Genomic DNA, 14,166 nt, shown 5'->3' with positions numbered 1-14,166 from the left:
TGGCGGGGCTGGCCGCTTTTCTGAAAACGGCTCACCTTGAACATCCGAAGCTGTACGGCCAAGTCATCCAAGCCGATCCGGACGAGTCAGCATCATCGCTTCTTGCCAAGCTGAAAGAAAACCGGACGCATCCTGAACAAGCGGAAATCCGTTATGAAGACGGCAAACGTCTCGTCAGAAACTGGCGTCATCTGCCGGCGCCTCAAAGCGGCGCCGTTCCGTGGAAAGACGAAGGGGTCTACCTCCTCACAGGGGGAGCGGGCGGCATCGGCCTGATTTTCGCTGAAGAAATAGCCTCCCGCGTCAAAAATGCCGTCCTCGTATTAACGGGGAGGGCGGAAGCGCTTGATGAAGACCGCTCCGCCCGCTTACGGCGCTTGGAAGCGTCGGGTGCCCGCGTACTGTATCAACCGGTAGACGTGACAGACAGGGCGGCGGTCATCGCCCTCGTCCGCGGCATACAGGAGGAGCACGGAACACTCGACGGGATCATTCACGGCGCAGGCGTGATCGCTGACAACTACATTCTGAACCAGACAGAAAACGAACGGAAGACCGTCATGGCGCCGAAGGTGAAAGGGCTTATCAATCTTGATGAAGCAGCGAAAGATGTGCGGCTGGACTTTTTCATCCTGTTTTCTTCCTTGGCGGGAGGCATGGGAAATCCGGGGCAGGCCGGTTATGCGGCAGCCAACGCATTTATGGATGTTTATGCAGCCCGCCGGAACCGTCTCGTGCGGGACAACGAGCGGAGCGGGCAGACCCTCTCCGTCAACTGGCCGCTTTGGGAAGAGGGCGGTATGCGCGTGGACAAAGAGACAGAACGGATGATGTATGAACAGACCGGGATGAAAGCGATGCGATCGGCCTCAGGCATCCAAGCGCTTTACGCCGCTTTTGCCTCCGGAGAACACCAGGCCATGGTGGCAGAAGGCGACGAAAAACGGATTCGCAGCCATATTTTCGATCTGGGCGAAGAACAAAGCGCCGCCGGACAAGCTCCGGCAGTGGCAGATGCAAGAGATCTGAAAGATCAGGTTCAAGAGAAACTAAAGCGGCATGTATCAGATCTTTTAAAGGTAAGCATGAAAGATATTGAGGCTGACAGCGAACTGACGGAATACGGATTTGATTCGATCATTTTCACTGAATTTACCAATCTATTAAATCGGTCTTATCAGCTTGAGCTCAGCCCGACTATCTTCTTTGAATTTCCGACATTGCGCAAACTGAGCGGCCATTTGATATCTGAATGGAAAGAAGCATTCAGCGGCTTAGAAAGAGAGAGTTTAAAAACCGCTCCAAAAGCCGGAATAAGAAAAGCTGAAGCTCCGGCGGCCGTTCATGTCAAGCGGGAAACGCCCGTATCCGTAAAAGGAAAATCAGAAGAAAAAACCGAACCGATAGCCATTATCGGAATCAGCGGTATTTTTCCGCAGGCGAAAGACATAGATGAATTCTGGACACGTTTACAAAAAGGAGAGCATTGCATCACAGAAATTCCCCGAGATCGCTGGGATTGGCGCGAATATTACGGCGATCCGGCAGCGGATGCAAATAAAACGTCAATTAAATGGGGCGGTTTCATAGATGGAATCGCCGGGTTTGACCCGCTGTTTTTCGGGATATCTCCGAAAGAAGCTGAAATGATGGATCCTCAGCAGCGTCTATTAATGATGTATGTGTGGAAAGCCATTGAAGACGCGGGGTACTCAGCAAAACGGATTGCCGGAACAAAAACCGGCATTTTCACCGGCACACTGGGAAGCGGATATCAAACTTTAATCAATAAGGCGGGTCTTCCTGTCGAGGGGTATACGATGACCGGAATCGTGCCGTCCGTCGGGCCGAACCGGATGAGTTATTTTCTTGATATTCACGGGCCGAGCGAGCCGGTAGAAACCGCTTGTTCAAGCTCTTTAGTCGCCATTCACCGCGCGGTAAAAGCCATTGAAACGGGAGATTGTGATATGGCGGTCGCAGGGGGCGTCAACACGATCGTCACGCCTGAAGGGCATATCGGTTTTCAAAAAGCAGGCATGCTCAGTGAAGACGGGCGCTGCAAAACATTTTCCGATCAGGCTGACGGTTATGTCAGAGGAGAGGGTGCCGGCATGATTGTCTTGAAAAAGCTTTCAGAGGCTGAGCGTGACAGGGATCACATCTACGGCCTCATCCGCGGTACAGCGGAAAATCACGGCGGACGCTCAGCGTCACTTACCGCGCCGAATCCGCAGGCTCAGACGGATGTGCTGAAAAGCGCTTATCAAAAAGCCGGTATTCACCCGTCAACCATCACTTATATAGAAGCGCACGGAACCGGAACGGCACTCGGAGATCCGATTGAGATCAATGCATTGAAAAAAGCTTTCCAAACAGACGGGGCGCCGGGCGGATATTGCGGGATAGGCTCAGTGAAGACAAATATCGGACATTTGGAGCTCGCAGCAGGTATTGCGGGCGTTATCAAAGTATTGATGCAGCTGAAACATCGGACGCTCGCCAAAAGTCTGCATTGCGAGAACATCAATCCCCATATCAAATTGAAGGACAGCCCGTTTTACATTGTGACAGAAACAAAGGAGTGGGAAGCGCTGCGTGATGAAAACGGCCGGGTCCTGCCCCGCCGGGCGGGTGTAAGCTCATTCGGTTTCGGAGGTGTTAATGCGCATATCGTTATTGAAGAATACATGGGCAGAAGTGAGACGGAACAGCAGGAAACCAGTGAGAAAGCGTCATCTCTTTTTGTTTTGTCAGCTAAAAATGAAGAGCGGCTGAAAGAAAGAGCGCGTCTCCTTCGAGATTTTATCCAGAACGGATCATCCCGCGATATCGATCTTGCAGATGCCGCATACACACTGCAGACCGGACGGGACGCGATGGAAGCGAGGCTGGGAATCATTGCAGGCTCCGCAGAGGAACTGACTGAAAAACTGAACGCGTTTCTGTTGGGAAAAAACAGCGAAGATATCATCAGCGGCCGTAAAAAACGCGAGAATAACACGATTTCCATGTTCTCAGACGATGAAGACGCGGCTGACCTCGTCAGCGCCTGGCTTGAGAAAAAGAAATACAGGAAAGTGCTGCGGCTCTGGACAAACGGATTTGACACAGATTGGGAGCAGCTGTATACGGACAGGAAACCGCGCCGCATCAGCCTGCCCTCCTATCCGTTCAGATCCGACCGCTATTGGGTGCCGAAACGGGGACAGCTGCCGCTTTCGAATCAAAAAACAGTATTATTGCAAAAAACATGGGAACCGTGCGAGGCAGTGTCTTCATCCGAGCCGTTCAACAACAAAATAGCGCTCATCGTCTCTGAAGATACAAAAGACCTTGCCGCCGAGGTGAAAAAACAGCTGAATGATGCTGACATTGTGCAGGAAAATCAGCTCATCTCTTTCTTACAGGGTCCGAACGCGGCCATCTATTCCGGGTTTATTGACTTCACCGGCTGCGGCTCCCGACAAAAGCGGCAGGACATCAGCTGGGTGGCATCGCTGCAGCAGCTGATTGAATACGGCCGCGGACAAGGAAACATGAAAATGCTTTATCTTACAAAAGGGCTTGAAGCCTTCAAAAATAAGGCGGCCGTTATGCACGGTATTGAAAAAGCGGGGCTTTATCGCATGCTGCGGCATGAATACAGCCATATTCTCACCTGTCACGCCGATATTGATCCTGAAGAGCCGCTGGAGCAGACAGCTGCTTTTATTAAACAAGAAATTGAATCAGACTTAACGGAGTCTGCTGTTTGCTATAGGGACGGCATGCGCTTCAGCTATGTTCTTCGGCAGACTGATCAGATTGAACCAGAAGCCATGCAAACAGACCGGGCTGCGTTTCCAAAAGACGCCGTCCTGATGATAACCGGAGGAACGCGCGGACTCGGCGCTTTATGCGCCAAGCATTTCGTTTCCGCATACGGTGTGAAGAAACTGCTTCTGACAGGCAGAAAGGAGCTGCCGCCGAAAACCGAGTGGGATCTTGAGCAAACAGACCCTGTCGTTTCGGAAAAAATACAGCTTATCCGGCAGCTGGAATCACAAGGTGTAAAAGTGTGCGTCTCAGCAGTTGATCTGACGGATAAGCAGGCCGTCGGACGGCTTATAAAAGAGGTAACCACAACGCTCGGACCTGTCGGAGGCATTCTGCATTGCGCGGGAATTGCGGACCGTGAAAACCCTGCTTTTCTCCGCAAATCCAAAGACAGTATCGCGCGGGTGCTCGCGCCGAAAGCAGACGGCCTTCACAGTCTGTATGAGAGTGTAAAGGATGATGCGCCGGCATTTTTCGTCCTGTTTTCATCTGTCTCAGCAGCCGTCCCGATTCTTGCGGCGGGACAGAGCGATTATGCGATGGCTAATTCTTACATGGACTATTTTGCAGAAAACAATGAGAGCGGCATCATTAGCATACAATGGCCGGCATGGGATGAGACGGGCATGAGCAGGGATATAAAAAGCGGGATTTATGAGCAAACGGGATTGCTGCGGCACTCTGACGCTAAAGGTCTCAAGATGCTTGATTACATTTTAAGAGAAAGACCCGGAGCTGTCGTGCTGCCGGCACAAGTGAAACATGATTGGGACGCCAAAGCGCTGGAAAATGCCAAGCCAGCCGCCCATAAAGGAATGAAAGCAGCTTCCAAACCTCCTGAAACAAAAAAACGGGAACATAACCGGACTGATATTCAATCTTGGCTAAGGTCGCTTTTGGCAAAAGAGCTGAGTATCGATGAAACGCATATGGATATCGATGTGCCTTTTCAGGAATACGGAATGGATTCTATCTTTCTGGCGCAAGTGCTGACAAAGATCGATCAAAAACTGCCGTCCGTTTCAATTGATCCGACTGTCCTTCTGGAACACCCTACCATAGAACAGCTCGCGGATTATTTAGCCGTACATTGTCCGGAAGCTTTTTCGGCAGATGCAGCAGTTCCCGCGGAGAAGTTCCCTTTGCAGAAGACGCCGAAACGGGGCAAAAAAAAGGCAGATAAGCCTGGGAAACGGGGAAAGGTTGCGATCATCGGCATGGCCTGCCATTTTCCGAAAGCGGGAGATATAAAAGAATTTTGGAAGAATCTCCGCAGCGGAACGGATGCCGTCACTGAAGTTCCGCCGGACAGATGGAACGCCGGGGAACACTATCAGCCGGGTGAATATCAAGAAGGAAAAAGCATCAGTAAATGGGGCGGTTTTATTCACGATATTGATCAATTTGACCCGGAGTATTTTAATATTTCAGAAACGCTGGCACCGATGATAGACCCGCTGCAAAGGCAGTGGCTCGAGGTGAGCGCGGAAGCTTTGGCCGATGCCGGTTATCAAAAAGAGGATCTCTGGGGCCGCCGTATCGGCGTTTTTGCCGGTGCAAGGGCAGGTGCGTTTCATCAGAAATTCCAATATTTGCAAAAAGATGCGATTATTGGCGCGGGGCAAAATTTTATTACCGCACACATGGCGCACATTTATAACTTTACAGGGCCCAACCTGGTCGTAGATACGGCCTGTTCCAGTTCGCTAACGGCAATTCATTTGGCCGTACAGGCCATTCAAAATGGAGAAGCGGAAGCGGCCTTTGCGGGCGGGGTTGACATTTTGCTTGATGAAAAACCTTTTCTCACAATGAGCGCGGCGAGAATCTTATCGCCAAATGGCCGTTCAAAATCTTTCGATGCCGATGCGGACGGAACAGGAATCGGAGAGGGCTGCGGAGTGCTGATGCTGAAGCCGCTTGAAAAAGCGATAGAAGACGAAGATAAAATATACGGCGTTATTGACGGCTCTGCGATTAATAATGACGGCAGCACAATGGGCGTGACGACGCCGAATCCCCGGGCGCAGCAGGACTTGATTGAGCAGGCGGTTCAATCAGCGGAAATCGAGCCGGACACCATGACATACGTAGAGACGCACGGAACCGGTACATTGATCGGCGACCCGATTGAATTAAAGGGATTAACCAATGTCTTGTCTGCTTATTCCGATGAAAAACAATTTTGCGGTGTAGGAAGCGTCAAAAGCAATATCGGCCACTTGCTGAGTGCGGCGGGCGCGGCGGGAATCATCAAAGTTTTGCTGGCGATTGCCAATGAAGAACTGCCGCCGACTTTGCATTGCCATAAACCGAACCCCCGCTTCCAATTTAAAGATTCTCCGCTTTATCCTGTGCTAGAGCTGAAGCGATGGAACGGAAAAAAAGAGATACTCAGGGCCGGGGTCAGCGCATTCGGTTTGGGCGGGAATAACGCCCATATCATTGTCAGCAACGAAGGAATTCCGAAAGAGCGAAAAGCGGCCATGGAACCGAAAGGCGGCCAGACAGTATACCGAAAACAACGGTATTGGCCTGAAAAAGCACAGTTGTCCGAAGCGGAAGAAAATGAGGCGGGCACAGAAGCAATGTTTGAAATAAGCGAGGTGTGATAGATTGGCAGTTGCCACCGATCAAGTCAAAACGTTCCTGCAGAAAATCAGCCATACGAATTATATCGTCCGGGATCATCGCGTTCATCAAATCCGCGTCCTCCCGGGCGTGACTTTAATAGATATGCTGTATCGGCTCGCCGCCGGGTATCTCGGTGAACGGCCTATAGAATTAAGACAGATTATTTTTAAGCAGCCTGTTGTCACATCTGAAGAGTTTGATAAACACCTGTATGTGACCTTTACGCCGGCGCGTGACAGCTGGAAAGTTGAGATTACTAGCGAAAAAGCAAAAAACGGCACACCGCTTGGCGGAAACCGGGATGAGAATATGGAATGCCAGCTTTATTTGCAAGAAGACACGCCCCGGGCAAAAGAACTGAATATTGAAGCGTTCATGAAAAACGCAAGCCGAAAATGGGACATGCATGACATTTACGGAATTGCAAGAAGAAGCCATATTGAGCATGGCGAGTTTATGAAAAATGAAGGGGCCGTTTATCAGCTTCAGGATAAAGAAGAATTAATGGAGCTTACTCTGAGTGATTTGGCTGAAGGATTCCGGGAGAAATTTAAGGCGCATCCGGCTTTTTTGGATGCGTCCACCCTTGCCGGCTCTTCCTTTGCATTGTCGGCCCAAAAGCAGAATGACACACCTTATATTCCTTTTATGATCAATCGTTTTTGCATGTATCAGCCGTTTCCGAAAACGATTTACACTTATTCTGCGAAAAACAGCCGCACTGAAAGCGGCGTATCAGATAGCGAACCTGATGTTTATTCGGCCGACTTCACGATTTACGACAGGGCAGGGAACGTATTGGCCGAATGTGAGAAACTGACAGTAAAAAGGGTCAGACAAGCGAATATGATTACCCATCTGATAGACAAAGAGAAGCCGCCTCAGCAGAACAGAAGCGGCCGTGGTGAGTCGGAAAATTCTGTGGCCGCAGAAGACGTGTCTGAACAGCAAACGCCGGAACAAAACATGGTGACTTACATAAAGTCGGAAATCGCCAGGTTGATCAATCGTCCGGCACAGGATATTGATGTGCGGAAAGGCTTTTATGATATGGGGCTTGACTCGGCGCATTTGCTGAAGCTTGTAAAGATATTAGAGCAGACTTTTCAACAGCAGTTTTATCCGACACTGCTTTTTGAATATTCGTCTGTCCGCCGCCTTGCGGATTACCTTATCAATGAAGCGGGCTGTGTGCTGAAAGATTCGGCCGAAGAACGGCATACATCAGACGCTGACATTGCTGATGAGGTTCTGTTTTTTGAACCCGCCTGGAAAGATCATCCGCTGGAAACGGCGGTGCAGAACGGGCAAAAACACACCCGTCATCTCATTATCGCTGCCGATGCAGAACCCCGTCTCACCGGTGAACTCGGCGCACATTGCCCGGAAGCGGAAGTGATAGAACTGAAAAGGGAGCATGAGGCTGCAGATGAGCAGTTTGGAGCAGATGCCGAGCGCATATTTCGTATGCTCAAACGGGAACTGACAGACCATCCGAAAGAACATACATTGATTCAGCTTGTATGCGCCGTCGAGAATGGAGCGGCATTGTCTTCCGCTCTCGGGGCTATGCTGAAAACGGCACATCTTGAAAATCCGGCTCTTCGCACTCAGGTGATCACCTTCTGTGACAAGAATGAGAGATTGCCAAGTGAGACGGCCGCAATCATTAGAACAGAAGCAGACTGCTCTCATGCAGGCTGCACAGACATTCGGTATAAAGACAATATACGGCAGATCAGATTGTTCGAACGTATTGAGAAACTGGACGGGCAGACACAGTCTCCCTGGAAACAAAACGGCGTATATGTCATTACAGGAGGTCTCGGCGGTCTTGGATTTCTGCTTGCTTGTCACCTTGCAGAAAAAGAAAAGGTGAAGCTCGCACTCATCGGCCGTTCGCCGGAACAGTCTGAGAAGATCAGCAGACTGAAAGCATTGGGCGCAGAAGTTCTTTACGTTCAAGCGGACATCGGCAGCAAAGCCGAAACAGAGCGGGCATTTGCTCAGATTACAGAAACCTTCGGCCGGCTGACGGGTATTTTTCATTGCGCCGGTGTTTTAAAAGATCAATTTATCATCCAAAAAGACAGTTCTGACTTGAAGCAGGTGTTCCTGCCGAAAATCAGCGGCCTGATTCATGCGGACGAAGCTTCACGGAATGAACCGCTTGAGTTTTTCGCCGTATTTTCCTCATTCTCGGCGTTGGCCGGAAATGCGGGCCAAACAGATTATGCCGCAGCGAACGCTTTTATGGATGAATATATGAAATATCGCGATTGCAGAGCGGAAAAAGGCGAACGGACCGGGGCTTCTATGACGATCAACTGGCCGCTTTGGGAAGATGGCGGCATGCAGGTTGACAGCTTGATGAAAGAGATCATGAATGATGCAACGGGCACCAGCCCGCTTCCGGCCGGGGAAGGGATGGCTGCACTTGAATATATGCTGCGTCTCGGCAAGCTGCAATCTGTTATTTTATACGGGAAGGAGCCGGCTGTAACTGAAAGCATGGCCCGATTGGTTCCGATGGCAGACAAGAACCGCTCTTCATTATCCCATGCAGCTGTAAAGAGAAGGAGCGAAAAACAAGAGAGACATACAGAAGAGCACGATATTGCGGTAATCGGATTGGCGGGAAGATATCCGCAGGCGGGAAGCATCGAAGAACTTTACCAAAATCTGCGCTCAGGGAAAGATTGCATCACAACAATGCCGAAAGACAGATGGAAAGGTTATCCTTTCTCATATGAAGCAGATCAGTTCTACCGTTACGGAGGATTTTTAGATCGCATAGACAGCTTTGATCCGCTGTTTTTCAATCTGACTCCTCGCCAGGCTGAAATGATGGACCCGCAGGCGCGGCTGTTTTTAGAGACGGCTTGGGAAGCTTGTGAAGATGCCGGTTTTTATCAGGACAGAACGGCGCGCGGGCCATCTTCACAAAAAAGAAAACGCGTCGGGGTATTCGCAGGTGTGTTTTGGAGCCATTATGAGCTGTTCGGCGCTGAAATCACACAGCGGGGCACACCGCTGTCTATGGGCGTGACGCCTGCCTCTGTTCCGAATATCGTGTCTCACTGCCTGAACTTTACGGGACCGTCAATGGCTGTTGATACGATGTGCTCTTCTTCGCTCACATCCATACATTTGGCATGTGAAAGCATTAAAAGAGGGGAGTGCGAATTCGCCCTTGCCGGCGGTGTGAATGCGGTCACACACCCGCATAAATATGCGTTTTTGGCGAATGCCGGATTTCTGTCTTCAGAAGGCGTCTGCAAAAGCTTCGCCGACGGCGGTGACGGTTATGTGCCGGGAGAAGGCGTCGGCGCGGTGTTACTGACAACCGTTCAAGAAGCGGAAAGAATGGGCTGTCCGATATATGGCGTCATAAAAGGCTCCGCTTTAAACCATGTCGGAAAAACATCCGGTTTGACAGTGCCTGATCCGGCATCACAGGCGGAAGTCATTACAGATTCTTTTCAGAGTGCCGGCATTGATCCGGAGACATTGAGTTATATTGAAGCCCACGGAACAGGTACGTCTCTGGGTGATCCGATTGAAATTGAAGGGCTGAGCCGCGCATTCCGCAAATGGACAAACAAGAAGCGGTTTTGCGCCATCGGCTCTGCCAAATCAAATATCGGCCATTTAGAAGGAGCAGCCGGGATCGCCGGATTAACAAAGGTGCTTTTGCAGCTGAAGCATGGAGAAATCTTTCCGTCATTGCACGCGGACACGCTGAATCCCCATATTCCGTTTCCGGACACGCCGTTTTATGTGGCGGACCGGCTGGAAGAATGGGAACGGCCGTCACATCCTGACCAGCCGAGAAGAGCGGGTTTAAGTTCTTTTGGCGCCAGCGGGAGCAATGCCCATTTTGTCATAGAAGAATATCTGCCGCCGCAGGCTGAAAAGAAATCGGTAAATATACGGGAAGACGAGCCGGTTCTGTTTCTGCTTTCGGCAAAAAATGAAGAACGCCTATTAGAATATGTCAAACGGTATGACCGCTTTTTACGGGAAAAAGAAGTCAACCTTAAAGACCTGGCCTACACGCTTCAAGCTGGCAGAGAAGCGATGCCTGAACGGCTGGCATTTATCGTTACATCCGTTTGCGGTCTGCAAGCGAAACTGAAGGATGTGCTTGAACGGAAAACAGAAATTGAAGGATGTTTCCGCGGACGTGCTCAAGATGATATTTCATCAAGTGGAATGGCCGAGCTGCTGAAAAACAAGCAATATTCCAGATTGCTCACTGAGTGGGCAAAAGGAGCCGCCGTTGACTGGAGCCTGTTATACGAAGGAGAGAAGCCGAAACGGGTCAGCCTTCCTGTATATCCGTTCGCGAAGGAGCGGTATTGGGTGCCTGTGCCTGCGGATATCCGGAAACAGACAGACGAACCGGCGGAAAACCAAAAGATCATTCTTCAAAAAGACTGGAAGCAGCAAGATCCGGCGGAGTCTGAAGCATTATCAGGAACAGTAATGATACTTGCAACGGATAAGACGAGCCGATTGGCCGATGCTCTTTTTAAAGGAAACGGCCATATTGAAACGATCTGCTTCATCCATCAGGCAAAAGACGGCGCTGATTATTACGCCGCCGCATCGGGGCGAAACCTTTACGGCAGAGTGCGGGAGTCTCTTCAAAACAAACAGATACTCGGGGTCGTCGACATAACCGCATATGACGCGGAATATGAACGGCAGGAAGAGATAGAACACGGAAAGCTTGCCTTTTTACAGCAGGCTCTTGAATCATTCCGTCATAGCGGCGCTGTGTTCAGCCAAGTGACACACCGCCTCCAGCCTTTCAAGGAAAGTAAACCTCTGATGCAAGGGGCGAAAACGGCGGGGCTGTACCGGATGCTGGGCGCTGAGTATGCCAACATTCAATCTTTTACGATAGATAGCGATTGTGAGATTGAGCATACAGAAGAATTAAGCAGACAGATTGAGACTGAATTTTTACAGCCGCGGGCCAAAAGCGGCAGTGAATGCTGCTACAGGCTGAATCGCCGTTATGTGCCGTTTCTGAAGCAGGGTGTGAATGTTTCGGCGGCGCCTGAGCTTTCCTATTCGTCTGATGATGTGCTGTTAATAACGGGCGGATCGCGCGGGATCGGCGCAATTGCGGCGGAGCATGCCGTTTCACGCGGATGCAGGAAACTGGTCATCATGGGGCGGGAGCCGCTTCCCGATTCCTCAAAGTGGGCAGACATGAAAAAGGACGGCATTCTCCCGGAAAAAGCCGAGCGGATGCAGAGGTTAGCCGAGCGGGGCGCGGAGATCCGCTATTACAGCGTTTCTCTTACGGATCAAAAGGGGCTCCGGAAAATGACGGACAGCATCCGCTGCACGATGGGGCCGATTACCGGCGTTTTTCATTGCGCGGGCGCAATGGGAGAACACCCCGCTTTTTATAACAAAACCGAAACTGAAATAGAAAGCGTTTGCACACCGAAAGTAACAGGGCTTCGCGGTCTCTATGAAGCTGTTCAGAATGAGCCGCTGTCGTTTTTTATTTTGTTCTCATCCGTTTCGGGTCTGATCCCTTCGCTTGCTGCGGGGCAAAGTGACTACGCGATGGCTAATTCATTTATGGACTCTTTTGCAAATCATCAAGCAGGTAAAGGAAACGTGTTTGTTAAAGCCGTTCAATGGCCCGTCTGGAAAGAAACCGGCATGGCTGAAGGCCTGCCGGAAACACCTGCTTATCAAAAATCAGGACTTTCCAGGCTGTCTGTCGAAGACGGACTGAAGTTTTTAGATTACATCATCTTAAACGGACAAAGCTGCGGAATTCCTTGTGTTCCCGAAGACAGTGAGGCTGATTTTGGTGATCTTCTGAAGGTGAAGAAATCTGAAGCTCCCGTGAAAAAAAGCACTGCCGGTGACCAAAAGGTGAAGGACATGATTCGTCAATGGGTGCGCACCGTTTTCAGCGAAGAACTGAAAATGACGGATGAGCAGATAAAAGATGATATGCCGTTTGATGAATACGGAATTGACTCAATACTCTTTGCGGAATTGGTTCAATCATTGCAAAAACGGATCAGCATAAAGTTAACACCGTCCTTAATGCTTCAATATCAAACGATTACAGAAATGGTTGACTATTTCGCAGCGCATCATGAAGCCGATTTTGTGACAAAAGAAAATGGTTTCGTTCAAGACAGGGACGCAGAGCCTGATTTAACCGCCGCCGCTGAAGAGAGAACATCCACGAAGCCGAAAGCGGATACCGAAGACGATATTGCCGTCGTCGGCATGTCCTGCCGTTTTCCGGGGGCGGGCGGAACGGATGCTTTTTGGGAGCTGCTGATGAAAGGAAACACCGCCATCCGGCCTGTCCCCGCAACGCGCTGGCATGCAACAGCAAATGCAAAGGATTATGCGGGGTGGATTGATGATATCGACATGTTTGATGCGGGCTTTTTCGGCATCTCTGAAAAAGACGCGGCAATTATGGACCCGCAGGCGCGGATCATATTAGAAGAAGCGGTTCATTCCGTTTATGATGCCGGGTACGGCCAAAAGGATTTATCGGGCCGGAAAGTCGGCGTGTACATCGGCGGCAGGGCGCAGCCTTCAGCCGGTATGGAACATATCCTGCAGGCGCCTAACCCGATTTTGGGGGCGGGGCAAAACTATTTAGCGGCCAACATTTCACGATTTTTGAATGTCACAGGGCCGAGCCTTGTCGTGGATACAGCATGTTCCTCAGGGCTGATCGGGCTGTCCTTTGCAAAAGACGCCCTTTTGGCCGGAAGGATTGACGCGGCCTTAGTCGGTTCGGTGAGTCTGCTCTTATCTCCGTCCGCGCACCGGTTATTCGGAGCGCGCCATATTTTAAATGAGAACGGCGTGTTTCATATATTCGACCGTGAATCAGCGGGAGAAGTGCTCGGAGAAGGAGCGGGGGCGGTTTTTATCAAACGATTGAGCGATGCGGTGCGGGACGGAGACCGTATTTACGGCGTCATAAAAGCCGTCTCGGTAAACAATGACGGCCGGACGCTCGGTCCCGGTTCACCGAATATAAGAGCGCAGAGAGACGCCATTCAAACTGCGCTTGACATGGCGGAAAAGTCGCCCGAAGACATTGGATATATAGAAGTGAACGGAGGCGGTTCCCCAATCGTTGATTCGGTGGAAATCAAGGCGCTCTCAGATGTCTATCAGCTGAACCGGAAAACGCTTCTGCCCTGCCGGATCGGATCGGTGAAACCGAATGTGGGGCATTTGCTTCTGTCTTCAGGTCTTGCGGGCTTCATCCGATGTGTGCTGAGCGTCTATCATAAGCGGATTCCGCCTTTCTTATCAGCGCGTGAGCCATTTGAACATTATGACTTTGAAGCGTCGCGTATTCATTTTAATCGTGAACCCATTGATTGGCATTCAGAGAAGAAACCCCGCGTCGCAGCTCAGAGTTCATTTCCTGACGGCGGGACAAATGCTCATATCCTCGTTGAAGAATACAGAGGTGAAAGGCAGCGGGAACATCACCTGGCGCCTCAGCCGCCGGAATTCAGAAAAAAACACTACCCGCTTTTGGGCGGCTGGAACAGCACGGAGAATGAAGCGGAAAAAACAAGTAATGAAAAAACAGACATTGCGGATCTTTTAAAGAAATATGAGAAAAAAGCAGAGACAAGCACTGCACCTGCAGACTCGTTTTGGCAGGTGACAACGTGACGTTTTTAAAAG

The 14,166-nt window shown here is 50.5% G+C and carries 2 protein-coding genes; both read left to right on the top strand.

Annotated elements, in window-relative coordinates; all coding sequences use genetic code 11:
* Positions 1 to 6,431, top strand: a 6,431-nt coding sequence (locus G9F50_RS10660) for an SDR family NAD(P)-dependent oxidoreductase (RefSeq protein ID WP_165417732.1), incomplete at its 5' end; no start/stop codon positions are given.
* A gap of 4 nt (positions 6,432 to 6,435) precedes the next feature.
* Positions 6,436 to 14,154, top strand: a complete 7,719-nt coding sequence (locus tag G9F50_RS10655) for a type I polyketide synthase (protein ID WP_060562009.1) — start codon at positions 6,436 to 6,438, stop codon at positions 14,152 to 14,154.
* Positions 14,155 to 14,166: the final 12 nt, after the last annotated feature.

It is taken from the genome of Bacillus sp. EKM206B (assembly GCF_011066015.1).
Classification (GTDB): domain Bacteria; phylum Bacillota; class Bacilli; order Bacillales; family Bacillaceae; genus Bacillus; species Bacillus velezensis.
The sequence above is the reverse complement of the archived record's forward strand: the minus strand, read 5'-3'. Positions and strand labels throughout refer to the sequence as shown.